The following is a 23,801-nucleotide window of genomic DNA, read 5'->3' as shown; positions in this document are numbered from 1 at the left end:
TACTCTAAAGTATGCCCATCCGTGAGTTCCGCATGGCCGACTACACGAGTGTACTGGCCCTCTGGCAAGACGCGGGCCTGGAGCTCAACCCCTCGGATAGCTTCGAGGGGCTGCAGAAGAAGCTCGAGCGCGACCCCGATCTGTTCTTGGTGGTGGAGGAGGACGGCCAGATTCTGGGGGCCTTGCTGGCGGGCTACGACGGGCGGCGGGGCTGGCTGTACCACATGGCTGTCCACCCCTTTGGCCAGGGGCAGGGCTGGGGTAAGCGGATGCTGGAGGAGCTCGAGGCCCGCCTCAAAGCTAAGGGCTGCCAGAAGCTAAACCTTTTAGTCGAGCCATCCTACACCGGGGCCCAGGATTTCTTCGAGCGGCTCGGCTACCGCCGCGATGACCTGATCTTCATGGAGAAGTGGCTGGGTTGAATCTGGCAACAGCCTGGAGCCTTGCCCTCTGTCCAGTAGGGTGCTGTAGAACCCCAAGCCGGTGCGGAACTGTACGCTGTTTCTTAGCAGACCGCGCTAGAAGCGCAGATCGATGTCTATAGGTTCCTGTGCCTTTCTTTTGCTTTCCAACGCCCCACCCACGATGGTGAGTGCGATGCCCACCATCAGGTACACGTCGCCCAGGCTAATTACGTTGGTGTAGCCCAGCACGTGCACCGGAATAATGTCGGCCAGAAACCATAGCTGTGTGGAGCCGGTCATCAGGGTATGGACGGCGTCGTACTGCTGCTGGAGTTTGGGGATATAGGACTCCAACCCCACCCTATACAGCGCCTCGCTGCTTACAGGCATATGCCCTCTATTGGCGAAAATAACTAGCGCGTTACACAAAAGCCCCAGCCCCACAAACCACAGCCCGCGCAGATGGGCATTGACCCACACACCATAGCCCACCAGCAGCAGCACCAGGGCTTTGGCGACTGGGCCGGCAATTTCGGGGGCCACCAGGCCGCGAACGGTGGCAAAGGCCAGGCCCCCTTCCAGCAGCGCTGCTGCTACGAAGGCCCAGGCCGACCTGAGCTCGAGGCTGGCGATATCGCGGAGACTTGCCCGGAGCCCGAGCGCAAGGGCAATCCCGATAAGTGCGCTGGCAAGGTATAGCGTCGTAAGAATTCCTCCCGATCCTTCCAGATGGGGTCTTCGTGCCACAGGGCCTCGAAGTGCTTGACCACCTGCGGGTCGAACTGCCGCCCCGCTTGCATGATTATCTCATTAAGGGCTTCCTGGGGCGTTTTGGCCGGGCTGTAAGCCCGGCCTGCGGTCATGGCCTCGTAGGCGTCGGCCAGCGCTACTATGCGCGCCCAGAGTGGAATTTGCTCCTCCTTAAGCCGACTGGGATAGCCGCTACCATCCCAACGTTCGTGGTGATGGGCGATGACACCCTGTACCTCCTTGGATAACCGGCTTTGCATGGGGTGGAGCACCTCGAGGCCTTTGGTGGGATGGGTTTTGATGAGATCAAACTCCTCTGGGGTTAGCTTGCCGGGCTTGAGCAGGATGGAGTCTGGGATGGCTACTTTGCCAATGTCGTGGATGCGGGCGGCATAGGTGATGCGCTTTACATCCTGCTCGTCGAAGCCCATCCGCTTGGCGATGCTGCCGGCGATGGCCGCCACCCGCTCGGAGTGCAGCCGGGTGAAGGGGTCTTTGGCGTCCAGGGCCGCCACCAGCACCTCGATGGTGTCGTCGAAGGCCGCCTCGATCTTCACCTTTTCGTCCCAGTAGAAGCGCGAGAAGTAGAGCAAAAGCATCATAAAGAGTACCGTAAACCCGCCCCAGCCCCAGATGAGGGGGGTCTGGTAGGCCTTGGCCAGCAGCAGGCCGATGGGGGCCTGCACCAGGTAACTCACCCAGAGCCAGCCGAAGTTTTCAAACCAGACCTTGCGCAGGCTGGCCCCGCTGGCCAGGTAGATTATGTAGGTGACGCTCCCGACGTTCACAAAAAAGTACACCAGCGAGGCGGCCAGAATCCCCGCGGCCTCCTGCAGGTAGGGGTGGGCGCCAAAGTGGGCCTGCGCCCAGCCCCAGGCCAGGCCGGCCAGGCCGGTGGCCAGGCCCGACTGGGTGCGGTTGAAAAGGTCTTTGTACCAGGTGTAGCCGGGGCGGCCGAAGTCCTTGTTGAAGCTAAATACAAACACCAGGCCCGCGGCCAGCCCGGGGGGGAAGAGGGTGATGGCGGCCAGGGCCACCACATATGCATGAGACATAGACGCGTTAAAAGGCAGCGTAACTGCCACACGCTTAGAAAGAATAATCAAGATGACCCAGAAGGTTATATCTAGAGCACTGGGAAGATGAGCACTGGGGCGCGGTAGTAGCAGGTAAATCAGTCCAACAAAAGCCCCTAACAGCACTAGCAAGAAGATCAGAACGCGCAGGGGAGGCAGCGGAAACAGGGCCTTCACCCCTGTAGTCTAGGGTAAAAACCAAAGCAAACAGGTGCGGTTTGCACCACCGCACCCGCGAAGGCGTTACGTAGTTACTGCCAATCCGCACCAGCACCAGCGGCTGCGGCCAGGGCAACCAGGGCGGCGATCAGGGTGGCGATCTTGAAGGCGAGCTTTTTCATAGTTTCCTCCTCCTAGACGGCGTGGAAGCGCTTTTGTTTTTTGACTTCCAACCTTGGACAAGACAATACACCACCCCTCCCTGTGTGGTCAACGCACACAGGGATACGTGCACTTGGTTTATAATGTGCCTACATTACAATACAGCTCAATTTTGCCTTGCCTACCGAAGTAGACGTCCTTTAGCTTAGGGGCTGCTTGGGGGCCAGGCTGTGATTTTTGCACATCAAAAAGCCCCCAGGCGTTACGTGGCGACCCTGTCTTTTTTCAGCCCGCTCTAGGAAAGGGCCACATCGAAGGTGGCCTGGTCGAGGGTTAGCTCGAGCCGGTGTTTGGCTAGGTTGTCTACGGTCAGGCGAAAACCTGCTTTGGGAGTCAGTTCTGCGGTTTGAAGGGGGGTGCCCTGGGGGTCAAGCAGCGTGACCTTGCCCGTGCTAAACGAAACCCCACCTTCGCGCAGCACCTGACCGACCAGGAGACCTTGCGCGCTGTCTTGTTTGTAGCTGAGGTCGAGGTAGTAGTCGGCAGCCTGGAAGAGCTTAGTCCAACCGGTGCCGGGTGCGGTACGCAGCCCTGGGTGGGTACCTTCGGAGGTTAGGATGAGAATGGCTTGTTGTTTCATATGCTCCTGCCTGTAATGCTTTGCCGTTGAGACGCTTTGACCTGCAATCTTGCTGGTTTAGGTGCAGAAATTGCCCAGTAGCACCTGATATGCCATTATAATCGAAAAGGTGAGGAGTTCCTAGAACATATGCCTAAAAAAACACCTGGGCAATACTTCCTCAGTAAGGGCGTACCACCGACCAAGCTGGCCGAACACCTCGAGCAACTTTATCCGCTCGAGCGCGAGGTTCTGCTGGCCAGGGCTGCGGGCGAAACCTTGCGGGCCATTGGTGTGCGGCTAAGCCTGACCCCCGAGGGGGTGCGCCAGGTTGAGATCCGGGCCCTAAAAAAGCTCCGGGAAGAAGACATCACCGCGCAAGCCCAGGGCCGCCGCTTTCGCCTGGCGGTTGAGCAGCGCCTGGGAATGCCGCTGGAGGAAGCAGTTAAGGAACTGCCCGAACCCCAGCCTATGCTGGTTCTGGCCTATGCCAAGGGCGAACCACTGGCAGATCTGGCCCCTACCCTGGGCCTGAGCATTACCGAGGCTACCGCCCTGCGCGATCGGGCGGTGTCACATTTGCTGGGGCAGGAACGGGGCTCGAGGGCCGGCAAATGGGCCGAGCTAAAAGCAGCGGTGGCTGCTGCGCTCATTGAAAGCCCCCTCACCTACGACGACCTCGAGGCCCGCTTCCCCATGTCCCGTCGGCGTTTGATGAAGCTAATGCAGGAGCTGGTCAACGAAGGCCGGGCCGAGCTGAGCGACGAATACCCTTTCCGTTTTTTAGGGGTTCAATCGGCTGACTAGGCGTTGTTTATTGCATCAAAACCCCCTTTATGCACTCTTTGCATAAAGGGGGTTTATCGTGCTGGACGTGGTGGGCGCGATTGGACTCGAACCAACGACCCCTACCGTGTCAAGGTAGTGCTCTAGCCATCTGAGCTACGCGCCCGCATAAGGCTTCAATCCGGTATTCTCGCCTAAAACAAGCGGAGAACCTTTGGAGGCGCTGACCGGATTCGAACCGGTGAATGGAGGTTTTGCAGACCTCTGCCTTACCACTTGGCTACAGCGCCGCAGTTGCTGCCCCTCGAGGGGTTCAGCAACCGTTAGGTTAGCACCTACGAATGGGGTGTGTCAAACCTTTTTCGGGTACGATTGAACCGTGCGCGAAGTGTTTATCAAGACGCCGGGAGGGTTTCGCTGGCCGTTTTCGAAGGGGCTTCTGGTGGAGTCCATGATGATGGCGGGCCTCAAGATGGAGCCGGCTATGTCGGTGGCCCACACCATCGAGGAACAACTGCGGGCCCGCAAAAAGCCAGAAGTTACTGCCCTGGCGCTCAAAAAAATGCTGATTCAAGAGGTGGAAAAAAACTTTGGCCCCGAGATGGCCGAACGGCTCAGGGGCCAGACCCAGGCCTTTGAAGACATTGTGGTTCGGGAGGGCTACCGCCGCCGGCCTTTCTCCAAGGGGGTGCTGGTGCGCAGCCTGGAGGATGCGGGGTTCTCTATGCGCGAGGCCCAGACCATTGCCCGCTCGCTGGAAAACCGCCTGCGCCGCAGTGGGGTGCGCTCGATTGATGCCGATGAGCTGGAGCGGCGTATTGCAGCCGAGATCGAAGAGCTATTTGGGCCTGCTGCAAAAAACCGCTATGCCGGAAGGCAGGCCTTGGCCGGAGAAATTTTTGTGGAGGAAGGGGAAGGTGAGCCGCGGGTGCCTTTCTCCAAAGGGGTACTGGCCCAGTCGGTAATGGCGGTGGGGCTATCGCCCGATGCGGCCTACCGGCTGGCCCGCGATGTGGAACGCCGCTTGCGCGATAGCGGTTCGACTGTGGTCAAGCGCGACTACCTGCGTAAAGCGGTCTCGGAAGAGCTCATGGAGGAAGCCGGGGAAGAGGTAGCCCGCCGCTATCACCTGCTACGAAGCATTCGACGGGCGGTTAAGCCGGTGCATCTGCTGATTGGAGGGGTGGCCGGGGTAGGGAAGAGCGTGCTGGCCTCGGCCCTGGCCTATCGGCTGGGCATTACCCGCATGATTTCAACCGATGCGGTACGGGAAATACTGCGGGCGACCATCCCCAAAGACCTGCTGCCCACCCTGCACACCAGCAGTTTTGAGTCGTGGCGGGTGCTGACCACGCCTCAGAAAGCCGAACCCAGCGCAGCGCTGGTAATGCAGGGGTTTCGTGATCAGGTCTCGAGGGTGGCGGTGGGTCTGCGGGCCATTCAGGAGCGCAGCGCCCGGGAAAAAACCTCGCTGGTGGTGGAGGGTGTGCACGTGGTGCCGGGCTACATGACCCACCAGTACCAGCACGAGGTCATTCAGATTCCCATTATGCTGGTGCTCGAGGACGAGGCCCTGCACCGCGACCGCTTTGCCCTGCGTGAACGAGAGACCGGGGGGTCGCGCACCAGTGGGGCTTATGCGCAGCACTTCGGCGAAATTCGCCTCATCCAGCAGCACCTGATTGAACTTGCTCGAGGTGCCGGGGTTCCCCTTATTCCGGCCGAGAACCTGGATCGGGCCATTGAAAAAGGCCTCGAGGTGATTGTAGACCGGCTGCAAGAGGCCTATTTCGATGTGGTGCAGGGGTAGCCTGGCTCATACGTCACATACCCGGGCCGGATGGGCAAGGTAGGCTCGAGGGGTGAGCGAGCAGATTCAGATCAAGGGACTTCCGGCCATCCCGCCCATGGGTATCGGCACCTGGCAGTGGGGCGACCGGCTGGTCTGGGGCTACGGCAATGGCTACCAGGCAGGCGATACCGAGGCAGCCTACCGGGCGGCCTTGCAGGGTGGGGTACGGCTTTTTGACACCGCCGAGTTTTATGGTTTTGGTCTTTCGGAAAGGCTAATCGGGCGCTTCTACCACGCTTATGAGCCCAAGCCCCTGGTGGTGAGCAAACTGTTTCCCTACCCCTGGCGCTTCTCCCGCAAAACGCTGTTTGCTGCGCTTAAAAAAAGCCTGCAGCGCTTGCAGATGCAGCAGCTAGATCTGTACCTGCTGCACTGGCCCTGGAAGCCGGTTCCGCTCGAGCAATGGGCGCTTTCGCTGGCCGAAGCCTACGAGCAGGGGCTGACCCGGGCGGTAGGGGTCTCCAACCATAACCTCCAGCAGCTTGAACGCGTGGCTAAGGTACTCGATCGGCACCGGGTGCCGCTGGCTGTCAACCAGGTGGAATACCACCTGCTCGAGCGCAAACCTGAACAGACGGGCCTTTTGCGTGCCATGCAGGCCGAGGGTATCGTGCTGATGGCCTACAGCCCGCTGGCTATGGGCTGGCTAACCGGCAAGTATAGCCTGGACAACCCCCCACCAGGCCGCTACCGGGCCCAGCGCTATGTCACCCGCAAGGCCCAGATTCCCGCACTGCTTCAGGCTCTTAACGAGATCGCCGAGTCGCTGGGCGCCACCCCCGCCCAGGTGGCCCTGCGCTGGTGCATACAAAAAGGCACCCTGCCCATTCCGGGTGCAAAAAACGCGCGCCAGGCCGAGGGAAACGCTGGGGCTTTGCGAATCTGCCTTTCCGAGGCGCAGATGGCCCGGCTGGATGCTTTGAGCAGTGGGGAAGGGTCGGGTTAGAGCTCGCCCACCTCGAGGGCCGCGGTCAGGGCCGCTCCCAACAACCCGGCCTCGCTCCCCAGCTTGGCCAGGTGGAGGGGTGGGGTGATCCAGTTCTCCATGTAGCGCTGGTAGCTGCGCTGCACCTCCTCGAGGTAGGCCGGCCCTGCGTTGAGGGCCACCCCGCCGCCCAGGACGATAACTTCGGGGTCGTAGCACTTGACCAGCGAGGCCAGCGCGATGCCCACCCAGCTTGCGGCCTGCAGCACGATGCGGCTGGCCCGGGGGTCGCCCTGCTGGAACAGCGCGAACAGCTCGCGGGTGCTCATCTCGCGCTTGAAGGAGGCCAGGGCCATGCGCTCCATGGCCGGGCCGGTAGCCAGGGCCTCGAGGCAGCCATCCAGCCCACAGCCGCACAGGGGGCCGCCCGGCTGCATGGTGATGTGCCCAATCTCGCCCCCCTGGCCGTTCACACCGCGCAGCACCTTGTTGCCCCAGACAAAGCCGCCCCCCACCCCGGTCGAGACGGTCATGTAGAGGGTGCTTTCGGCGCCCTGGGCGGCTCCCAGCTTGTGCTCGGCCAGGGCTGCGGCGTTGGCGTCGTTTTCCATGTAGACCTTGTAGCCGGTGGCCTGCTCGAGCAACTCCACAATGGGGAAATCGGTAAAGTTGGCGATGTTGGGGGCAAACTTGATCCGGCCCCGCTTGAAGTCGAGGGGCCCCGGCGTGCCCAGGCCGATGGCTTGCACGGCTACGCCCCCGGCCTCGATGGCGGCCTTGGCGGCCTGGGCCATGGCCTCGATTACGGCCTGGCCGCCTTCTTCCGGCGTGGGTACGGTCACCTTGGCCTTAATCACGCCCTCGCTGAACACCCCCGCCATAATCTTGGTTCCGCCTAGGTCAATTCCCACTACGCTCATGATGCTTCTCCTTGGTGGTCTCGCTCGAGAATCAGGGTGGCCTCGTGGTAGAGGGCCTCGGGCACCCAGAGGCTCACATCCCCGGTGTAGGTGCCCAGGTAGGCTTCGGGCAGGCTAAAGGGGGTCTCGAGGTAAACCGGAATCCGGCTTTGTTCCAACCGGGTCTTGATGCCCTCGGCAATAACCCTGGGTGCCGATACAAACAGCACGTACGGTACTTCCCCAATCAAGCGACGGGGGATGGCGTTGTCCTGGTCTTCCGCACCCATGTCGTGATGGTCGTTCATTGGCTAACAGCATAACAGCCACTTGCGGGAGGGGAGAGGTTTGTGGGGTGGAGGGTACGCCAAGCCCTAAGCTGTTTGGGACGCTCGACCTTGGCAATTACCTAAGATTTGCAAAGCTTCCCGCTAAGCTGGAGGGCGGTAGCTATGCTGGCGCAAGTACGAACCTATAGCTTATTTGGCCTCGAGGCCCAGCCCATCACGGTCGAGGTAGACGTTTCGCAGGGCATGCCTTTTTATGCGGTGGTGGGATTGCCCGACAAAGCCGTGGAGGAGTCGCGGGAGCGGGTGCGGGCGGCCCTCAAGAACGCTGGGTTTCCCTACCCCCAGGGGCGGGTGGTGATCAACCTGGCCCCGGCCGAGCTGCGTAAAGAAGGCACCCACTACGACCTACCCATCGCGTTGGGGCTGCTCTGCGCGCAGGGGGTCATTCCGCTCGAGGCCCTGCAAGGTTTTGCGGCGGCGGGTGAGCTGGGCCTGGACGGCGAGCTGCGCGCGGTGCCCGGTGCGGTGAACCTGGCTTTGGGGGCCTACCAGGAGGGCTACCAACTTCTGATGCCCCAGGCCTCGGCCCAGGAAGCCGCCCTCATCGAGGGGGTGAAGGTGTTCGGAGCAGCCCACCTGGCCCAGGTGGTGCGCTTCTTGCAAGGCCAGGAAGACCTGGCCCCCACCCGCCCCAGCCCGGAGTCTGAACCTGCTGAAGTGGCCCTCGACCTGCTGGACGTGAAGGGCCAGGCCAAGGCCAAGCGGGCCCTGGAAATTGCCGCAGCCGGTGCCCACCACCTGCTCATGACCGGTACCCCTGGCTCGGGCAAGACCATGCTGGCCAAGCGCATAGTGGGGCTGCTCCCACCCTTGCAAAATCAGGAGGCGCTCGAGGTCACCCGCATTCATTCCGCCGCCGGACGGCTCTTGCGCGGCCTGATCCAGACCCCACCCTTCCGCAGCCCGCACCACACCGTCTCCGATGCGGGCCTGATCGGCGGGGGCACCATTCCCAAACCGGGTGAAATTTCCCTGGCCCACCGGGGGGTGCTCTTCCTGGACGAGTTCCCCGAGTTTTCCCGCGATGCCCTGGAGGTGCTGCGCCAGCCCCTGGAGGACGGGGTGGTGACCATCTCGCGGGCCCGGGCCAGCTTCACCTATCCTGCGCGGTTTTTGCTGATTGCGGCCATGAACCCCTGCCCGTGTGAGGTGCAATCTGCCCGAACCGGTAACGCACCTCAACCTCGACCTCTCCCTTTCCGGGCCGCACGGTTACTCCCTCCACCAGCTCTCGTGCCACGGCTTGCTTCTCTTCCGGGGTAAGGCGGTCTATCCGATCACGCAGGCGGGCCGAGAGGCTCTCCAGGGAGTGGAGGGCTTCCTTGCGCTGGCGCTCGGCGATGGAGCGCTGCCGGGCTGTTTCCACGCTCGCCTGGACTTCCCGGACGCGGGCGTCCAGATCTTCGAGGCGGGCGTAGTAGGTTTCCTTTTCCACCCCTCCCTCCAGATAAAGATCCAGCAGGCGGGCCCGGGCTTCGAAGAGGGCCTGCAAGCGTCTTTCCAGCAGGGAGACTTCATGGCTTTCCGGGGACTCCTCATTTATGAAAGCCTGCAAGGCCTCGCCAGGGTTGAGCAGGAAGGAGCGGATGTCGTGCCAGATCCTCTCTTCCAGGTCTGCCCTGCGCACGTGCGGAGCGGTACATCTCATCTCAGGAATGGGAGACGCCTGACGGTTGGTTCGCCCCACGCACGCGTAGTAGTCGGCTGATCCGACGTAAGCGCGCCCGCACATCCCGCAGCGGATAAGCCCCTTTAGCAGGTACACGCTCCTCGCGTTGCGGGTAGCGAAGAGAGCGTTACGGGTTAGCTGCTCCTGTACAGCTTCGAAAAGGGTAGGTTCCACGATGGGAGGCACTGCCACCTTCACCAACTCTGGCTGGGGTTTGGTGGTGCGCTTACCATAGGTGTACTCGCCAATATAGGTGCGGTTCTTGAGGATTCTCAGTACCCCACCACCGCGCCAGACTCCGGCAGTGCGCTTACCACGTACCCCTCGACCGTCTCGACGGTACTTGGGGGGGATTCCCAGTCGATTGAGTTCCTGGGCTACCCGCTCGGTGCTCCAGCCCCGTTCGGCCACCCAGGCAAACATCTGCTGCACCACCGCCGCCTCCTCGGGCAAAGGAGCCAGGCGACCGTCTTCGACGGTGTAGCCATAGGGCACGATGCCACCGAGGTACTTTCCCATCCGGGCAGCTTTGTGCATGCCCAGGCGGCTGCGTTCGGCAAAGGTGTCGCGCTCCCACTCAGCGAAGACGGCCATGATCCCCAGCACCGCCTTGCCGATGGGGGTGGTGGTGTTGATATTCGGCTCGGAGTAGCTCATGAGTCCCACCCCACACCGCTCCAGCCGCTCGATGAGGTCGTAGGCCAGGCGCACCTTGCGGGCCAGGCGGTCAAGGCGATAGACCAGCACCACCATAAAACGCTTCTCCTGAGCATCCGCGAGCAGGCGGGTCAGGGCAGGCCGATCCTCCTGGGCTCCTGAGTAGCCGGGGTCGGTGTAGGTTTTGACCACCTCATACCCCAGAGCTTCGGCCCAGCGCGTGAGCACCTCCTGCTGAGCCTCGAGGGAGTAGCGCTCGACCTGCTCCTCGGTGGAAACACGGGTATAGAGAGCGCAAAGCTTCATACGTGACGGAACTCCCCGTGGATGACACCCACCGGGACAGGGTACATAGCGGCTTTCTTACCGGAGGGGGGCTGGAGAGAGCCGTCCGGCAGGAGCCAGTACACCGCCCCCATCCCGCTGACTGGCCGCACCAGCCGGGGCTCCGGGGGTAGGCGGTACAGCAGGGGTCGTCGGATTTCCTCGACGAAACCGAGCAGGGCGATGCCTCTCTCCCGGGCGGGTTTCCGCTCCACCACCAGCACCGAGCCCTCGACCAGGCTGAGATCCTCAGATCGAAGTACGTCCTGCTCCAGTATGGCCAGGAAGAAGTTGGTGTAGCTGGGCCGGGTGGGAAGCAATCGGGTGTCGAAATGGCTGCGCGTGGACGCTTCCTCCCCAGCACAGGCCAGGGTCAGCGATGAGTAGTAGGGCAGCGGGGTGATGCCGGGGGCGGAAGGGGTGAACTCCTCGGTCGGGCCCTCCCCCAACAAAAAGTCTATGGAGGGGAGGTGAAGCGTGCGCAACAACGCGTGCAAACGGCCCACGCTCACGTCCCTGAGGTCGTGATTGCCCTGCTCGAGTTTGGCGATCAGGGAAGGAGATACACCAGCAGCCAGGGCCAACGCCTCACGAGAGAGGCCCAGCTTTTCTCGCCTGGACTGCAATAGTCGTCCCCAGTCAGGTGTGACGTTCTCAGGGGTAAGGGAGGCAGTACGGAAGCTTTTCTTAGGCATGGGAGTATTTTATTGCATGTAATATATTGTCTTATAATAGGTAATATATTACTATCAAAGCTATGGAGCGCCCCAACATCATTCGCCGGTTGAGGAAGCAGGCAGGCCTCAGCCAGGAGGCGCTGGCGGTGGAAGCAGGGATCACCGTTTCGCTGCTGACGAAGTACGAGCGGGGCGAGGTGCGACGGCCCTCGCTGGTGTGCAGCCGCAAGCTGGCCAGGGTGCTGGCACTGCGGCTGGGTGTGAGCGAGGAACGCCTGCTGATACGGATCGCGGAGGAGTTCGAATGCCAGCCCAGCGACGACGCATCCGCTTAGTGCGTCACTACAGCGAAAGTGACGATTTCTCATCATTTGTCCGGCGAGCCCTGGAAATTGTGCTAGCGTCAGGAGATAACCAGGGTGCACAGGGCGCACCAGAACACTATGCAAATGGAGAGAGACCTGTTCTTGCTGACACCCCGCCACAAGAGCCTGGTGCTGAGCCTCCCCGTGGGCGCGATTGGAGAGTTGCTGTGCTCTGCCCAGGAGATACTGAGTCTGCTGCCGCAGGAGAGGCCCCAACCTGAGATCGCCTTCGACCTGGAGGGGGTGGGAGCGTTACTGCACCCCCTGTCCCTGCTGCCCGACCGGCTCCAGGACGTGCTGGAGATGGCTGGCAGGACCCGTTCCGCCTCGCGGGCTACCGGCATGGAGGCAGCCGGGTGGCGGCTGGTGGTGGCGGGTAGGGGGCTGGCCTGGCTCGAGGTCAAGGTCTGGCGCGGGGAGAGCCTGGAGGTGCTCTGCCATGAGCTGGAGGAAGACACCGATGACGAAGGACGCCCTGACGCGCTCCATCGAGAGGGTTGACCTGCCTGCACTGGTGTGCGAACTCTGGCCGGAGTCGGGGGCCAGGCCGGGGCGAGCCGGGGTATGCCGGGCGGTGTGGCGAGGCGACACGCACCCCTCGCTTTCGCTATTCCAGGCACGGGGGATGTGGTTCTGGAAGGACCATGGCAGCGGGGAGAGCGGAAACGCCTTTCACCTGCTTCTCAAGGCGGGGATGAGCAAGGATGCAGCAGCGGAGTTGCTCAAGAACCGGGCAGGTAGCGGTGAGACTGTGGCCCATGAGGCCAGCATCAAACACCGCGCAAGCCTGCGCCCCGTTCGGGGCCTTACCCCGGCGGAGAAGAGGGCCCTCGAGGCGGCCCAGCAGCGCCTCGACGAGGAGGCCATACGCGGACGGGGCATCACCCTCGAGCAGGCCCGACAGGTGGGGTTGGGCAAGAGCCGTCAGGGCGACCTGGTGATCCCCATCCTGGGGCCCACCGGGGAGGTGCAGGCCATCAAGGCCAGGCTGCGCGAGCCCAGGGAGGGTTTCCGCTACCGCTACCTGACCCCCGAGCGAGGGGCGCCCGCCTGGTACTCCCCCGGTTTCGGGCAGGATGCAGGCCGACCCGTGATCGTGATGGAGGGGGAGCTCAACGCCATCACCAGTTGGTTTGCCCTGGAGGGTCGGGCCGACCTGCTGGGCATTCCCGGCGTGGAGGGCCGGGTGCCCTGGGAGGGCCTGACAGGCCGCCGGGTCTACCTCTATGCCGACGGAGACCCTGGCGGGCGCAGGGCGATAGGGCGCTGGAAGGAGGAAGGGGAGGCCGTGAAGGTTGCGATGTTTGTCCTGGAACCCCTGGAGGGCGGACTCGACGCCTGTGAATACGCCGCCCGGTGGGGGCAGCAGGGTTTGGCCGGGCAACTGTTGCAGGAATAAAAAATACACCCCACCCCGCCAGGTGGGATGCAAAGGAGTTCTGTATGGTCAAGAGTATACCACCCGTACATCAAGACTTTATAAGCCCGGTAGAGCTTGAGGAGGTTCTGCCCGGCCATCCCCGCTACCGCATCCAGCAAGGGCGCATTGAGATGGCCCGGCTGGAAGGGCGGGGTGAGCATCGGACTGTTGTCTACGTGCCGCTTTGCAACTTTGCCTGTCGCATCCGGCGGGAGGTGCGCTACACGGATGGGGTGCAGGACGAGCTGCTGTTCGAGCTCGAGGGCTCCACCGCAGCCGGCCCCCTTCCGTCCGCCCGGGTGCGCTCGAGCGAGTTTGCTGCGATGCACTGGCCGGTGCGGGAGTGGGGGGCCCGGGCCATCGTGACGCCGGGACATGGGGTCAAAGACCATCTTCGCGCCGCCATCCAACACCTGAGCACCCCTGAGCAGGCCACGGTCTACGCCCACACCGGCTGGGTTCGGCAGGGCGGGGATTGGGTGTACCTGCACGCCGGGGGCGGCATCGGGCCGGAGGGCAGCGTGGAGGGCCTCGAGGTGGATCTCCCCCCCGAACTGAGCGGCTTCGCCCTGCCCCAACCGCCCACCGGCGAGGCCGAACCGGAGGCGCACCGGCGGCTGCTGGCAATGCTGGAGGCAGGCCCCCGGCGGGTCACCTGGCCCCTTTTGCTCTATGCCCTGGGAGCACCCATCAACCACCCGCTGGGCAGCCTGTACGTTGCCGGGCTGACCGGGGCCCGCAAGACCAGCCTGGCCCTGCTGGTGCAGGCGTTGTGGGGGCACACTGCCCCGCACCCGCCGACGAACTGGGAGGGCACGGCGAACGCCCTGGAGGCCCTGGCCTTCGCGGCCAAGGATGCCCTGCTGCTGATTGACGACTACGCCCCCACCGGACATGAGGGCAAGCAGAAGGAGCTCCAGGGTAAGGCCGCCCGGATTCTGCGCAACCAGGGCAACGCCACGGGGCGGGCGCGGATGCGCTCGGACGGACGGATGCAGCCCGACCGGGCCCCCCGGGGCAGCCTGCTGGTCACCGGCGAGGATCTGCCCCCCGGCCACAGCGTGCGGGCGCGGTGCCTGATCCTCGAGCTAACCCCGGGCGAGGTGAACCTGGAGGCGCTCACCCGGCTGCAAAACCAGGCGGCGGGGTTTCCCCTGGCCCTGGCCGCCTGGGTGCGCTGGCTGGCCGGGCGGCTGGAGGGGGTGCGGCAGCAGGTGCGGCTTCGCACCGGCGAGCTGCGCTCATGCTATCCAGCCGCCCACGGACGCACCACCGACGCCCTGGCCCGGCTTCAGGCAGTGTGGGAGATCGTGCGGGCTTACTGGCTCGAGGTGGGCGTCATCTCCCCGGCGGAGGCGGAGCGGTTCACGCGGGAGGTGGAGGCCGTCCTGCATGAGGTGGGGGAGGCGCAGCAGGGCTACCAGAGCGACATGAACCCGGTGGAGCGCTTCATCCCGCTGGTGCTGGGGCTCCTGAGCAGCGGGCGGGCCCACCTGGGCAACCGCCATGACGCCCAGACCCCCCCTGCCGAACCCGAGCGGTGGGGCTGGCAGGCCCGGGCGGACGGGTGGGTGCCCCAGGGGCCGCTGGTGGGCTGGGTGGATGCCCAGGGCATATACCTGGAACCCACCGCCGCCTACGCCGCGCTGAACCGTCTGGCGGTGGAGAGCGGGGAGCCGCTTCCTACCCCCCGCACCCTGTGGAAGCGGTTGGGCGAGCGGGGGGTGATCCGCTCGCAACAGCGGGGTGGGCGGGTGCGCTACGGGGTGGGGGTGCGGATTCAGGGCACGACCCGTGACGTGGTGCAAATTCCAGGGGGTGTCCTCGCCAAAACTCCCAACAGTCCCAACATGGGGCAAAATACTGTCCTGGACGACACAAAAGACGTTGGGAGAAAACCGGCTGTTGGGAGTTCAGTTTGTCCCAACGGCGAGGGGGAGGTGGGGGCGTATGAGGTGGAACTCTAGTGGGGTGTCCTATCGCCAGGAGTCCCAACAGTCCCAACAGGTTGATGGATTTGCGTGCTGGACGACGAAAAAGCGTTGGGAAAAGGGGCCGCTTGCAGAGGCAAAAACGGCGATTTTCTCCCAACGCACCGGAATCACGTCCAGCATGGGAAAAAAGGCTGATGAAGTGGGAGGTGGGGGGAGGACTGGCCCTACATCGGCAGATGGTGGGAAAATGCTGTTCAGGAAGTGGAAAGGGCGGTTCGGCGGGAAGAGGTGTTGGGAGTGTTGGGAGTTCTGAACGGAGGGTGCGATGAGTCCTTGGGGGGTGCTGCTACGGATGGTGCCGGAGGTAACGGCGAAGCTAAAGGGGCTGGGGTGTCGCAGGCTGCGGTGGTTGGTGGACGGGGAGGTGGTCTACTGGGCGCTGCTGGTGCCGGAGGAGGCCGACCTGGAGGCCCACGCCCGGTTTCCGGGGATGCCGCAGTGCAGCCTGGAGGGTTGGTTGCGGGAGTTGCTCGAGCGCTTCGAGGCGGGCTGGCCCCAGGCCCGGGTGGTGGAAATCCTGGGGGTCTGGCCTGACCGGTTGGAGCGGGTGGTGCGGGTATTCCCAAAGGGGCCGGGGGTTTCCCTTTCCGAGGAATGCTATGCTGATCCGTCCTCGGGCTAAAATCGTGGCGCTCTCGCTCAGGATGCCGCCAGGGGCTATCGTGGTAAGGGCTTGCCACGATGCCGAGCTTTTCCTCTCGAGGCCCGTGGAGGCCGGGGGGGAGGTGTGGCGGGAGGTGCGGGTGCGGGAGCGGGAGGGCTTTCGTACCCTCTACGAGCTTGTGGCCGAGGGCAGGTTCGAGGAGCGGCTGTTGAAGAGCCGGGTGCAGTTCGAGAAAATACAAGAAGGTTCCAGGGTCTACTATGTGTGGCGGCTGGGCCGACCGCGTGGGGTGAGCGATAAGGAGGTGGACGGGCTTGATCTTGAAGCTGAACGGGATGATTGGCGAGCGTGAGGTGTTCCGGTCGTATCGGGGCCTGGGTGAATGGTTTGTGCGCCAGCCGAATATTCACACCTTCCAGGCGGTGCACCGCGCTGAGGACGGCAGGGAAACGGTGATCGGAAGCTACGCCAGCTTTGACGAGGCTTTCTGGGCGGCGGATCGGGCAGCGGATGAGGCCCACCAGGAGTTCGTTGGGGAAGCGGAGGATGGCCTGCCGTTCTAGCGGGCGATCCTAAGATAACGTCGCAACAAGCTGAGGCCGCCCCGGGAGGCCGGGCGGTTCATTTTTTGGTGACAGAGTGTGTTGGCATTCTCGGTAACAGGATGTTGTCATATAATGCCTGTATGAAGGTAATAAGTTATTGCAAACAACTGGCCCTGGTGTTCATGCTGCTCACGCCGCTGGCGATGGGCCAGTCGGTGCTCAAGACCTACTACGCCGATGACCTCACGCGGGTTCCGGGGGTGATCGAGGTCAGCCCCGGCTTTACCACGGTGCTGGACTTCTGGGACACGGTGAGCACCCTGGCCTCGGCCAAGGGCGAGCTTCTGCGGGTGGAGAGCGCCGGGCCGCGCATCCTGGTTTCGGCCACCCAGAAGGCCGGGCAGACCGACCTGGTGGTGGAGGTGGCCGGGCGCACCCTGCTTTTCACCCTCAAGATCGGGCCGGGGGTGGGGCCCCGGCGCTATGTGATCGAGCTTTCCCGGCGCAGCAGCGTGAGCGCACCGGCGAGCGCCTACGTCCCACCGGCGAGCCCGGCCCCGAGCAGCCCGGCCCCGCAGGCCGCACAGCCGCCGCAGAGCGCACCTCTGAACCCGGAGGCGGTGCGGTTTACCACCACCGCCCAGGTGCCCTCGGATGGGAAGGGCACGGTGACGATCTTCTTCACCCTGGAGAACCGGGGAAACCGCACGCTGGCGGCGGACCCCGGAAGGCTGGTGATCACCCAGGGCGGCAACCGGCTCTCCTACAGCCTCAAGCGAGAGCCTCTGAAGACCCTGGTCAACCCCGGTGAGGCCCTTTCGGGCCTCATCACGCTGGAGGGGGCCCGGGCCGGGGAGATCGGGCTGGAGTGGGGGTTGGTGGAGATCGGCAGCGGGCGGCAATTCGCCCTCAAGCGCTCGGTGATGGCGGGTACGCGGATCGAGCTCGAGGGGCGATGAGTCTGGCCGAGAAGCACCGGCGGTTCATCTGTAGTCTCCACCTACGAGGGCCGATGCTGGTGGAGGAGGTGCTTGAGCGAATACCTCGCGCCACCTTCTACGATCTGGTCAAGCGGAAGTATCTGGTGATAGTCCCTACGGTCATTGGCCGGGCGGTGGTGGTGGGCCCCAGGGGGCGGGTCGAAGTGCTCTCCATGACCCGCTTCTACCGCCCCAGGGCCACGGCGGTGGCGGATGCGGTGCTCTTGCGGCGGGCGATTCGGATTGCCGAGCGGGAGGGCTGGCGCTTCGTGGGGCGAAACCCCCGGGGGCGGATCGCCTTCATGGGCCGCAACGGGGAGCGGCTCATGCTGATTGCCAGCTTGCGGGCGTACAGCACCCGCAGCCTCAGAAACACCCTCAAGCGCATGGGATGGTACAGCCGCAGGAAGCAGGGAGAGGCCGAGGGGGTGCGGGTGTACCACCCCTACCCCAGGCGGTTTGACCGGATGGTGAAGGAGGGGGGGCTGGAGGTGAGGGCGCTGAGCGAAATCTTGCCCCCGGATGTGGATGCTGAGGAGTAAGGGAGGGGTAAGAGCAGGCAAAAAAGAACCCCCCAGAGAAAAGGATCGTCTCTGAGGAGAAGAAGGACTGAGGGCTACTCAGCTACTCGGCCTAGAAACCAACCTCTAGCGGTTGGGATGAGAATCTCATCGCCCGGGAGGAACTCGTGTTCCTCCACTATTACCGGCTCGATGGCGGAGACGCTCACTTCCTCTGCAAGGTCGGCGGTGGAGCGGTCAAAGATCGCTCCACGATCCAGCAGTTTCCTGCCAGCGCTGTCGCTGAGGTCGGTAAATCTGATGACCTTTACACCCCTGGCGTTGAGCAGCCTGAACGTGGTAACCTTGTACACGCAGTTTCCTTTCCGACGAAGAGGCCCGGGCCGCCAAGCACAGGGTCTCTTCGTCTTTTTGGACAAGAGACCTGTTGCCGATGTGCCTGGGCCGGGTCTTGCGGAGAGAACCCGTTCCAAGGTCACGCTTTCAAGGTACGCTGAGGCAATCCCTCGCCTATCATGGTAAGAGGAGGAGGAAAGGCAATGCAAGTTGCGGATAAGGTGGTGCTGGTAACCCTGTACCCTGACCGGCCCATGAGCGGGGCCGAGGCCGAGGAGTGGGCGGCGGGCAGGCTGCAAGCGCAGCTTCCGCTCGAGGCGTTTGAGGATGGGAAGCCCCTGCCGCCGGTGGCGGTGGTGCAGGAGGGACAGACGGTAGGCTTCCTGGAAGGGGCAAGGCTCCTGACGGATACCCACGCAGGGTTGCGGCTGGTAGGGGTCGCGGGCCGGTGGGAGGGACAGAACGTGAGCGGGATGATCAACCTGGATGGCTAGAGGGGAGCTAGACCAGCTTCACAACCACGCCCTCAACGAGGGGGTGAAGATGATGGGTGAGCGGTACGGCCTCGAGGCGGCGGACGGGGCCATCATCCGCCCCACCCTCGAGGCGGCGATGGAGGTGCTGCCCCTACCGCACCAACGTTTCGTACAGGAGCACCTGGACTACTACCGGCGGCGTTTTTCGGTCATGGAAAAGGAAGGGGCAGAGGCGGTGCTGGTGGTGTGGAGCCTGGAAGAGCCGCTGGTTCGGATGATGGGCCTGGGCCAGATGCCTGACCTCGTGCGGCTCCCCTGGGTCGGGAGCCGGCCCCTGCGGAAAGACTTCCGGGATGCGCCGGTGCTCACGCGGCAGGAGGCCCTGCGACAGATTGCCCATATCCTGCAAGCAGAGGGCTTTACCCCACAGGAGGAGCCGGTGCTGCTGCCCCCTGAATCCGACCAATTGGCAGTCGAGGTAGCGGCCCGGCTGCGGCTGGTGGCCGAGGGGCGGAGCCTGGAAGACACCGCCCGGCTGCTGGTGGAGCGTAACCGGGCCCGCTGGGAGCAGGAGGGGGAGGCCCCGCAGGCGGTGGCAGTGGTGGACGTGGGAGGCCCCCTCCCGGTGATGCTGGCCTTTGACGATCCCCGCCCCCTCGTGTGGGGAGGGGCGGTGGCATAGGCCTGCACAGCAAAAAAGAACCCCCCGGAGAAGGAGGGGCAATGCAAGTTGCAAAGGATCTCAAGGCCAAGCTCTATCTGGCTGCCAGCCGGGCTGCTTTTCAAGAACTACAGCAGATCAAAACACAACTGACCGCGTAAGGTGAGTTACTAAATAGGAGGAATACAGTGCGAGTGGCAGTGTTTCCCAGCTTCCTGACAGGTGACCAGATTGAAGCATGGCTCGCTCGAGGCGTCACGGCGGAACTTGACCGGGCCACTGTGAGCGACCCTTCTCCCAGGCCGGTGAGGCTGCCCGTTTATAAAGGCGAGGAGGCCGGGGGTGTTCTGGAAGGGCGGCTGGTAGGTCTTGAAGAAGGTGTCCTGGTTGTCGAAGGAACCTATGAAGGGCTGCCGGTGCGGGTGGCGGTATCCCGGGAGGAGATAGCCCGCCAGTTCGACCTGGAGGATACCCCACTCTACCTGTGGCGGCCCCTGCAACTTCCCGAGGCGGCGTGGGCAGCGTGGCAGGCCGACCTTGCGCGACTTGGCCTGCTGGACAGGGCCGGGCTTCTGGGGGCTGCCAAAGATGGCGGCCCGCTCTGCCGCGCCGAACCCACCCCGGAGAACGCCTGGGTCTTCTGGCTGGCAGCCTGGCGGTTTGGAAGCCGGGTAGGGCTCGACCTGGGAATGCGGCAGGAACCCTTCGAGCGGGCTTTTGCCGCACTCAAAGAACGCCTGCCGGAGCTACCCGAAGCGCTGCTCGAGCGCAGCCGGGAGGCTCTGGGCTGGGGGAAGGAAGAGCTGCGGGAGCTTCGGGCAAAATAGGGGGCGCATCGCCTTCATGCGCCGGGACGGAGAACGGTTGATCCTGATAACGAGCTTGCGAGCGTACAGCACCCGCAGCCTCAGAAACACCCTCAAGCGCATGGGATGGTACAGCCGCAGGAAGCAGGGAGAGGCGGAATGGGTGCGGGTCTACCACCCCTACCCGAAGCGGTTTGACCGGATGGAGCGGGAGGGGGGTCTGGAAGTAAGACCGGTGAGCGAAATCTTACCCCCGGAAGTTAATGGTGAGGAGTGAGGGGGGGCAAGAAAGGGCAAAAAAGAACCTCCCGAAGATAAGGACTATCCTCGGAAGGGAAGGACGGACGAGCTAGGCCAGCATCAGCATCCAGCGAGAGTTCCGGCCAGGGCGCTCTGGCAGGGGCCAGGCAACGAGGTCGCCTGAGCGGACAGACTTCCCCACCTCACTCGCCTCGATGCCACAAAGGCGGAGGAAGGGCAGGACCCGGGGCGCTGCCTTGACCGGGTAGAGGCTGGTGAGGCTCAGAAGTTTTTCTTCGGTGCATACCTCAAAGAAGGTTAACTGAGCCCGCAGCTCCGCCGGGGGCTCTTCGGCAAGGATGACAAGGCGCATTGTTGCTCCTTTCTTGCGCGAAAAGCTCCCCCTGGCCCAGGGAACCCTCGCGCGAAGGCGACGGATTCCCTGGAACGCCGGACGGCCAGAACCGGTTTTCAATGTGCTCGAGCTGACCCGCTCAAGTAAGATGATAGCAAAGATGCGAGCAGAATTAACTGACCTCTTTGATCGCAGCCTGTCCAGCGGTGTGCGGATGGTGGCCGAGCGGTATGGGCTCGAGGCGGAAGCAGCAGACGGAGCCCTCACCCGGCCCACGCTGGAAGCTGCCCTGGAAGCAGTCCCCCCACCGCACCAACGCTTTATGCAGGAACATCTGGACTATTACCGGCGGCGTCTATCGGTACTGGAGAAGGAGAGGGCGGAAGCGGCGCTGGTGGTGTGGAGCCTGGAAGAGCCGCTGGTCTGGCTCACCGGTATAGTCGATATGCTCGAAGTGGAGCGCCTGCCGTGGGTGCGCGGCAGGCCCTTGAAGGAGGGCTTCAGGGATGCACCCCCCCTGCTCACGCCGGGCGAGACCCTGCGGCAGGTGGTGCACATACTGAAAGCCGAGGGCTATACCCCGCGAGAGGAACCGAGGCTGCTCCCCCCAGAACCCCATCGCCTGGTGGAGGTGGTGACGCCCCGGCTGCGGGTCATTGCCCAGGGGCGAACCCTCGAGGAGAGCGCCCGGCTGGTGGTGGAGCGGACCATGACCCGGTGGAAGGAGGAGGGGGAGTGCCCCCAGGCGGTAGCGGTCGTGGACGTGGGCGGCCCGATTCCGGTGATGCTGGCCTTTGACGATCCCCGCCCCCTGGTGTGGGCGGAGGCGGGGGCCTGAATCTTGCCCCCGCCCGCGTGACCCCAGGCTCCCGAAGGGGGCAAGGGACTACCACCAGGGCGCAGCCAGCACGAACCGTCCATCCAGCCCGAAGGGGGCCAGCCTCTCCCGCAGGCTGGCGGCCTTCCTTTCCGTGGGAGCGCCCCAATACTGCCCCACGAAGCGCAGGGCAAAGGTCTGCACCTTGCGCTGGAGCAGGCCCAGGGAGTAGCTTCCCGCGTCGTATTCAATCGCAAAGGGGCCCAGCCTGCTGTACCAGTAGGCATCGGGTTGCTCACGGTAGTGGATGCGGTGGGTGTCGGTACGCCAGTCGCCCACCGCAGCCCCCAGGAGGTGGCGCATCTCCCCCACCCCGGCCAGGTGGCGCAGCAGGGGCGGCCCCAGGCGGCTGACCCAGAGGTAAGGGGTGTAGAAGCGTACCTCCATGAGTCGGTTGGCGTGGTGCGAGGGGTTCAGCACCGCCCGCACTACGAAGAGGCCCATCCCATCGGCTTCCTTTTCCGAGGGCACCACCCCGTAGTGACGCACCAACTGGCCCTCACTGAGGGCCAGGTCGCAGCGTATGGCGGCACGGATGCGCTCGAGGATCTCCCGGCGCTCACTTCCCCGTAGCGGCGTCTTGACCTGGAACAACAAGGATCACCACCTCCGTTCCTTTCTCGGCCTGGGCGACCCGTACTACCGCCTTCTTGTCCTGCTGAAGGGCAAACAGGTTGGCCAGGCTTCCGGCCATGAATAGTTCGAGGGGGGGCGTTTGCGAGGACTGCGCCACACCCCCGCCCGGCAGCACAGTCACGCTCTTGGCCTGGGAGGCGGCGGTGACGTAATCGCTGACCCCGCGCAACGACCCCCGGATCAGGTCGGCGGCGATGGAGGGGGCTTCCTCACGCACTTTAGCTGCCACCCCTAGCGTCCCCTCGGCGTCGAGGAGGGTTGCGCTGACCGCGTACTCCCGGCCATCCTTGATGACCCGGGTGAGCTTCCCCTTGAGGCGGCGGGTCTCATCCAGAGTGACCTCCCCCACCCAGGTCGAGCCGTCCTCGGCGTCTATCGCTACTGCCCCCGGCGTCCCCTCGGCGATGAGCACCCCCACCCCCAGGCGGCCCTTGAGGCGGGTGCCCAGGGTGTAGGGAGCCGCTGGAGGGGTGGCCGCAGCCGCCGGGGCGGAGGGCTGGGCCGGAGGGAAAGCCGGGGCCTGCGCCGGGAAGCCCGGCACCGAGGAGGGCGCAGCCGCGCTTGGAGGCGTCCCCACCGGGGCCTGGGCCTGGGGCCCTCCCACCAGGTAGAAGCTACCACCCTGCCCCCCCTGGCCTTCCACCGAGCGCACCGCGAAGGTGGATTGGGTTTCCTTCTTGAGGGTCAGGCTGCCGCCGGTGCTGCTGGCGCTGGCAGAGGCGGACGGCACCGGCTGGCCTTGCAGGCTGGCCGCCACATCCTCGGCCACGCTCCCGGTGATGGGGCGGGAGGAGGGCCCGGAGGCGGATGGAGCCGCCGGACGGCTCAGGGTGAGGGGCTGCGCTCCCTGGCTCCCCCCACCCGTGTAAAGGGTGAGGGGCTGGGACGACGCAGGGGTGGCGGTGTTGGTGTTGGAGCCGGTGGTGGGTGCGGTGGTGCTACCACCGGATGCAGGCTGTACCGCCCCAGGGCTGGCGGCGTAGAGGGTGAGAGGCTGGGGCGGGGCCGGTTGCGTTACGCCGCCGGTGGTTGAAGTACCCGTCGGAGGGGTGGAAGCCGGATACCCTGAAGGAGGGGGTGGCACCTCAGAGTAGCCCGAGGGAGGCGGGGGCACGCTGGAGGAGTCCGAGGCGGACGACTGAGCGTTCCCCTGAGCGTTCCCCGGCTCGCTTCCGGGAGCGGTGGGGCTGTCCTGGGCAGCGGTGCTCCCGGCCTGGGTCTGGGTGGTTTCCGGTGCGGAGGGAGCCTCTGGAGCGGGGGTCGGTTTGGGTGCGGTTGCCACCGGCAGCGGCAGGCCGCCCTGGGCGGCCTTGGTCTCCCGGGTGGAGAGGGCAAACCACAGGGAGGTGGCTACCACCAGGCCCAGAAAGCCCACCGCAATCTGCTTGGGGCGGGAGGGCACCCACTCCCCGGTGAGCTCGTCGTAGCGATCCAGCAGCCGGTGCTTGAGGGAGAGGAAGAAGCTACGTCGTGCCACCGCCCGGGCGGTCTCCTCTTCCGGGGTGGGCAGGTCGTCGAAGAGCACCCCCGACTCGAGCAGATCCGCCAGTTCAGGATTCTCTTTACGCAAGCGGAGCAGCAGTTCGTCGAAGGCCGGGTCGGTGGGCGGAGGGACTGGATTTTTCAGCGCAGCCTCCACCTGCTTTTTTACCTCTGGGTCAAGGCGCATATGGTAA

General features: G+C 64.2%; 29 protein-coding genes, 2 tRNA genes and 1 pseudogene. 19 read left to right on the top strand and 13 right to left on the bottom strand.

What is annotated here, in order from left to right:
- Positions 1–11 precede the first annotated feature (11 nt).
- Positions 12–422 (top strand): GNAT family acetyltransferase, encoded by a 411-nt coding sequence (locus tag Q0X18_RS12080; RefSeq protein WP_297562800.1) that lies wholly within the window; start codon positions 12–14, stop codon positions 420–422.
- Positions 423–518: 96 nt separating this feature from the next.
- On the opposite strand, the gene Q0X18_RS12075 is transcribed toward Q0X18_RS12080, so the two are convergent.
- From Q0X18_RS12075 to Q0X18_RS12065, 3 genes are all read right to left on the bottom strand, one after another.
- A complete protein-coding gene (locus tag Q0X18_RS12075; protein ID WP_297563080.1) occupies positions 519–974 on the bottom strand; it encodes a DUF5317 domain-containing protein in 456 nt (151 codons plus the stop codon).
- Positions 975–997: 23 nt separating this feature from the next.
- A complete protein-coding gene (locus Q0X18_RS12070; protein ID WP_374707515.1) occupies positions 998–2,407 on the bottom strand; it encodes an HD-GYP domain-containing protein in 1,410 nt (469 codons plus the stop codon).
- A 439-nt stretch (positions 2,408–2,846) separates the two neighbouring features.
- Complete coding sequence (locus tag Q0X18_RS12065) at positions 2,847–3,191, bottom strand: hypothetical protein (protein ID WP_297562795.1); 345 nt, start codon at positions 3,189–3,191, stop codon at positions 2,847–2,849.
- A gap of 129 nt (positions 3,192–3,320) precedes the next feature.
- On the opposite strand from Q0X18_RS12065, the gene Q0X18_RS12060 reads away from it, so the two are divergent.
- Positions 3,321–3,977 (top strand): sigma factor-like helix-turn-helix DNA-binding protein, encoded by a 657-nt coding sequence (locus tag Q0X18_RS12060; protein ID WP_297562793.1) that lies wholly within the window; start codon positions 3,321–3,323, stop codon positions 3,975–3,977.
- Between the two features lie 68 nt (positions 3,978–4,045).
- Here Q0X18_RS12060 and Q0X18_RS12055 read toward each other — a convergent pair.
- A tRNA-Val gene (locus Q0X18_RS12055) sits at positions 4,046–4,122 on the bottom strand.
- 49 nt (positions 4,123–4,171) lie between these two features.
- A tRNA-Cys gene (locus tag Q0X18_RS12050) sits at positions 4,172–4,246 on the bottom strand.
- Between the two features lie 89 nt (positions 4,247–4,335).
- Between Q0X18_RS12050 and Q0X18_RS12045 the strand changes: the two genes are divergently transcribed.
- Together Q0X18_RS12045 and Q0X18_RS12040 are read left to right on the top strand one after the other, a co-directional pair.
- On the top strand, positions 4,336–5,766 hold the full coding sequence (locus tag Q0X18_RS12045; RefSeq protein ID WP_297562789.1) for an ATP cone domain-containing protein: 1,431 nt from the start codon (positions 4,336–4,338) through the stop codon (positions 5,764–5,766).
- A gap of 52 nt (positions 5,767–5,818) precedes the next feature.
- On the top strand, positions 5,819–6,754 hold the full coding sequence (locus Q0X18_RS12040) for an aldo/keto reductase (RefSeq protein WP_297562787.1): 936 nt from the start codon (positions 5,819–5,821) through the stop codon (positions 6,752–6,754).
- Here Q0X18_RS12040 and Q0X18_RS12035 read toward each other — a convergent pair.
- Together Q0X18_RS12035 and Q0X18_RS12030 are read right to left on the bottom strand one after the other, a co-directional pair.
- A complete protein-coding gene (locus Q0X18_RS12035; protein ID WP_297562785.1) occupies positions 6,751–7,653 on the bottom strand; it encodes an ROK family protein in 903 nt (300 codons plus the stop codon). The two genes, Q0X18_RS12040 and Q0X18_RS12035, sit on opposite strands and share 4 nt — an antisense overlap.
- On the bottom strand, positions 7,650–7,940 hold the full coding sequence (locus Q0X18_RS12030) for a hypothetical protein (RefSeq protein ID WP_297562782.1): 291 nt from the start codon (positions 7,938–7,940) through the stop codon (positions 7,650–7,652). Before Q0X18_RS12030 ends, Q0X18_RS12035 begins: the two co-directional genes overlap by 4 nt.
- A gap of 144 nt (positions 7,941–8,084) precedes the next feature.
- Here Q0X18_RS12030 and Q0X18_RS12025 point away from each other — a divergent pair.
- Positions 8,085–9,128, top strand: a pseudogene (locus Q0X18_RS12025) (YifB family Mg chelatase-like AAA ATPase); the annotation flags it as partial.
- On the opposite strand, the gene Q0X18_RS12020 reads toward Q0X18_RS12025, so the two are convergent.
- The gene (locus Q0X18_RS12020) at positions 9,076–10,614 is read right to left on the bottom strand and encodes a recombinase family protein (RefSeq protein WP_297562779.1); all 1,539 of its coding nucleotides are present in this window, start codon (positions 10,612–10,614) and stop codon (positions 9,076–9,078) included. The pseudogene Q0X18_RS12025 and the gene Q0X18_RS12020 sit on opposite strands and share 53 nt — an antisense overlap.
- Entirely contained in the window at positions 10,611–11,327 is a 717-nt protein-coding gene (locus tag Q0X18_RS12015; protein ID WP_297562776.1) for a helix-turn-helix domain-containing protein, read from the bottom strand. The genes Q0X18_RS12020 and Q0X18_RS12015 overlap by 4 nt, the downstream gene beginning before the upstream one ends.
- A 62-nt stretch (positions 11,328–11,389) precedes the next feature.
- Between Q0X18_RS12015 and Q0X18_RS12010 the strand changes: the two genes are divergently transcribed.
- The 9 genes from Q0X18_RS12010 to Q0X18_RS11970 all read left to right on the top strand — a co-directional run bounded on the left by Q0X18_RS12010 (position 11,390) and on the right by Q0X18_RS11970 (position 17,759).
- A complete protein-coding gene (locus tag Q0X18_RS12010; protein ID WP_024049795.1) occupies positions 11,390–11,644 on the top strand; it encodes a helix-turn-helix domain-containing protein in 255 nt (84 codons plus the stop codon).
- Positions 11,645–11,758: 114 nt separating this feature from the next.
- Positions 11,759–12,175 carry a hypothetical protein gene (locus tag Q0X18_RS12005; protein ID WP_297562771.1) on the top strand — a complete coding sequence of 139 codons (417 nt, stop codon included), beginning with the start codon at positions 11,759–11,761 and terminating at the stop codon, positions 12,173–12,175.
- On the top strand, positions 12,135–13,073 hold the full coding sequence (locus Q0X18_RS12000; protein ID WP_297562768.1) for a hypothetical protein: 939 nt from the start codon (positions 12,135–12,137) through the stop codon (positions 13,071–13,073). The genes Q0X18_RS12005 and Q0X18_RS12000 overlap by 41 nt, the downstream gene beginning before the upstream one ends.
- Positions 13,074–13,117: 44 nt before the next feature.
- Positions 13,118–15,061, top strand: a complete 1,944-nt coding sequence (locus Q0X18_RS11995; RefSeq protein WP_297562765.1) for a DUF927 domain-containing protein — start codon at positions 13,118–13,120, stop codon at positions 15,059–15,061.
- A 292-nt stretch (positions 15,062–15,353) separates the two neighbouring features.
- Positions 15,354–15,710: a hypothetical protein gene (locus Q0X18_RS11990; protein WP_297562763.1), complete on the top strand. Its 357-nt coding sequence runs from the start codon at positions 15,354–15,356 to the stop codon at positions 15,708–15,710.
- Positions 15,688–16,044 (top strand): hypothetical protein, encoded by a 357-nt coding sequence (locus Q0X18_RS11985; protein ID WP_013012797.1) that lies wholly within the window; start codon positions 15,688–15,690, stop codon positions 16,042–16,044. The genes Q0X18_RS11990 and Q0X18_RS11985 overlap by 23 nt, the downstream gene beginning before the upstream one ends.
- On the top strand, positions 16,007–16,255 hold the full coding sequence (locus tag Q0X18_RS11980; protein WP_013012798.1) for a hypothetical protein: 249 nt from the start codon (positions 16,007–16,009) through the stop codon (positions 16,253–16,255). The genes Q0X18_RS11985 and Q0X18_RS11980 overlap by 38 nt, the downstream gene beginning before the upstream one ends.
- Positions 16,256–16,377: 122 nt before the next feature.
- On the top strand, positions 16,378–17,196 hold the full coding sequence (locus Q0X18_RS11975; RefSeq protein WP_013012799.1) for a hypothetical protein: 819 nt from the start codon (positions 16,378–16,380) through the stop codon (positions 17,194–17,196).
- Positions 17,193–17,759, top strand: a complete 567-nt coding sequence (locus Q0X18_RS11970; RefSeq protein WP_297562757.1) for a hypothetical protein — start codon at positions 17,193–17,195, stop codon at positions 17,757–17,759. Before Q0X18_RS11975 ends, Q0X18_RS11970 begins: the two co-directional genes overlap by 4 nt.
- Before the next feature lie 74 nt (positions 17,760–17,833).
- On the opposite strand, the gene Q0X18_RS11965 is transcribed toward Q0X18_RS11970, so the two are convergent.
- Complete coding sequence (locus Q0X18_RS11965; RefSeq protein ID WP_013012801.1) at positions 17,834–18,091, bottom strand: hypothetical protein; 258 nt, start codon at positions 18,089–18,091, stop codon at positions 17,834–17,836.
- Positions 18,092–18,277: 186 nt separating this feature from the next.
- Here Q0X18_RS11965 and Q0X18_RS11960 point away from each other — a divergent pair, with 186 nt between their 5' ends.
- From Q0X18_RS11960 to Q0X18_RS11945, 4 genes are all read left to right on the top strand, one after another.
- Positions 18,278–18,568 (top strand): hypothetical protein, encoded by a 291-nt coding sequence (locus Q0X18_RS11960; RefSeq protein ID WP_013012802.1) that lies wholly within the window; start codon positions 18,278–18,280, stop codon positions 18,566–18,568.
- Entirely contained in the window at positions 18,561–19,232 is a 672-nt protein-coding gene (locus Q0X18_RS11955) for a hypothetical protein (RefSeq protein WP_013012803.1), read from the top strand. The genes Q0X18_RS11960 and Q0X18_RS11955 overlap by 8 nt, the downstream gene beginning before the upstream one ends.
- Positions 19,233–19,399: 167 nt before the next feature.
- Entirely contained in the window at positions 19,400–20,038 is a 639-nt protein-coding gene (locus Q0X18_RS11950; RefSeq protein WP_013012804.1) for a hypothetical protein, read from the top strand.
- Between the two features lie 16 nt (positions 20,039–20,054).
- On the top strand, positions 20,055–20,294 hold the full coding sequence (locus tag Q0X18_RS11945; RefSeq protein WP_297562751.1) for a hypothetical protein: 240 nt from the start codon (positions 20,055–20,057) through the stop codon (positions 20,292–20,294).
- 72 nt (positions 20,295–20,366) lie between these two features.
- Here Q0X18_RS11945 and Q0X18_RS11940 read toward each other — a convergent pair whose 3' ends face one another.
- On the bottom strand, positions 20,367–20,630 hold the full coding sequence (locus tag Q0X18_RS11940) for a hypothetical protein (RefSeq protein WP_013012806.1): 264 nt from the start codon (positions 20,628–20,630) through the stop codon (positions 20,367–20,369).
- A gap of 142 nt (positions 20,631–20,772) precedes the next feature.
- On the opposite strand from Q0X18_RS11940, the gene Q0X18_RS11935 reads away from it, so the two are divergent.
- Positions 20,773–21,450, top strand: a complete 678-nt coding sequence (locus tag Q0X18_RS11935) for a hypothetical protein (protein ID WP_013012807.1) — start codon at positions 20,773–20,775, stop codon at positions 21,448–21,450.
- Positions 21,451–21,498: 48 nt separating this feature from the next.
- Here Q0X18_RS11935 and Q0X18_RS11930 read toward each other — a convergent pair whose 3' ends face one another.
- Together Q0X18_RS11930 and Q0X18_RS11925 are read right to left on the bottom strand one after the other, a co-directional pair.
- Complete coding sequence (locus Q0X18_RS11930; protein WP_297562747.1) at positions 21,499–22,083, bottom strand: hypothetical protein; 585 nt, start codon at positions 22,081–22,083, stop codon at positions 21,499–21,501.
- The gene (locus tag Q0X18_RS11925) at positions 22,049–23,794 is read right to left on the bottom strand and encodes a hypothetical protein (protein WP_297562743.1); all 1,746 of its coding nucleotides are present in this window, start codon (positions 23,792–23,794) and stop codon (positions 22,049–22,051) included. The genes Q0X18_RS11930 and Q0X18_RS11925 overlap by 35 nt, the downstream gene beginning before the upstream one ends.
- Positions 23,795–23,801 lie beyond the last annotated feature (7 nt).

This window comes from Meiothermus sp., from assembly GCF_026004075.1.
GTDB lineage: Bacteria > Deinococcota > Deinococci > Deinococcales > Thermaceae > Meiothermus.
The sequence above is the reverse complement of the archived record's forward strand: the minus strand, read 5'-3'. Positions and strand labels throughout refer to the sequence as shown.

Bases quoted from the DNA above. Each gene is read 5' to 3' on its own strand.
- Q0X18_RS12080 (WP_297562800.1), top strand. From the start codon at position 12: ATGCCCATCCGTGAGTTCCGCATGGCCGACTACACGAGTGTACTGGCC.
- Q0X18_RS12065 (WP_297562795.1), bottom strand. From the start codon at position 3,191: ATGAAACAACAAGCCATTCTCATCCTAACCTCCGAAGGTACCCACCCA.
- Q0X18_RS12060 (WP_297562793.1), top strand. From the start codon at position 3,321: ATGCCTAAAAAAACACCTGGGCAATACTTCCTCAGTAAGGGCGTACCA.
- Q0X18_RS12035 (WP_297562785.1), bottom strand. From the start codon at position 7,653: ATGAGCGTAGTGGGAATTGACCTAGGCGGAACCAAGATTATGGCGGGG.
- Q0X18_RS12030 (WP_297562782.1), bottom strand. From the start codon at position 7,940: ATGAACGACCATCACGACATGGGTGCGGAAGACCAGGACAACGCCATC.
- Q0X18_RS12020 (WP_297562779.1), bottom strand. From the start codon at position 10,614: ATGAAGCTTTGCGCTCTCTATACCCGTGTTTCCACCGAGGAGCAGGTC.
- Q0X18_RS12015 (WP_297562776.1), bottom strand. From the start codon at position 11,327: ATGCCTAAGAAAAGCTTCCGTACTGCCTCCCTTACCCCTGAGAACGTC.
- Q0X18_RS12010 (WP_024049795.1), top strand. From the start codon at position 11,390: ATGGAGCGCCCCAACATCATTCGCCGGTTGAGGAAGCAGGCAGGCCTC.
- Q0X18_RS12005 (WP_297562771.1), top strand. From the start codon at position 11,759: ATGGAGAGAGACCTGTTCTTGCTGACACCCCGCCACAAGAGCCTGGTG.
- Q0X18_RS12000 (WP_297562768.1), top strand. From the start codon at position 12,135: ATGACGAAGGACGCCCTGACGCGCTCCATCGAGAGGGTTGACCTGCCT.
- Q0X18_RS11995 (WP_297562765.1), top strand. From the start codon at position 13,118: ATGGTCAAGAGTATACCACCCGTACATCAAGACTTTATAAGCCCGGTA.
- Q0X18_RS11990 (WP_297562763.1), top strand. From the start codon at position 15,354: ATGAGTCCTTGGGGGGTGCTGCTACGGATGGTGCCGGAGGTAACGGCG.
- Q0X18_RS11985 (WP_013012797.1), top strand. From the start codon at position 15,688: ATGCTGATCCGTCCTCGGGCTAAAATCGTGGCGCTCTCGCTCAGGATG.
- Q0X18_RS11975 (WP_013012799.1), top strand. From the start codon at position 16,378: ATGAAGGTAATAAGTTATTGCAAACAACTGGCCCTGGTGTTCATGCTG.
- Q0X18_RS11970 (WP_297562757.1), top strand. From the start codon at position 17,193: ATGAGTCTGGCCGAGAAGCACCGGCGGTTCATCTGTAGTCTCCACCTA.
- Q0X18_RS11960 (WP_013012802.1), top strand. From the start codon at position 18,278: ATGCAAGTTGCGGATAAGGTGGTGCTGGTAACCCTGTACCCTGACCGG.
- Q0X18_RS11955 (WP_013012803.1), top strand. From the start codon at position 18,561: ATGGCTAGAGGGGAGCTAGACCAGCTTCACAACCACGCCCTCAACGAG.
- Q0X18_RS11945 (WP_297562751.1), top strand. From the start codon at position 20,055: ATGCGCCGGGACGGAGAACGGTTGATCCTGATAACGAGCTTGCGAGCG.
- Q0X18_RS11940 (WP_013012806.1), bottom strand. From the start codon at position 20,630: ATGCGCCTTGTCATCCTTGCCGAAGAGCCCCCGGCGGAGCTGCGGGCT.
- Q0X18_RS11935 (WP_013012807.1), top strand. From the start codon at position 20,773: ATGCGAGCAGAATTAACTGACCTCTTTGATCGCAGCCTGTCCAGCGGT.
- Q0X18_RS11925 (WP_297562743.1), bottom strand. From the start codon at position 23,794: ATGCGCCTTGACCCAGAGGTAAAAAAGCAGGTGGAGGCTGCGCTGAAA.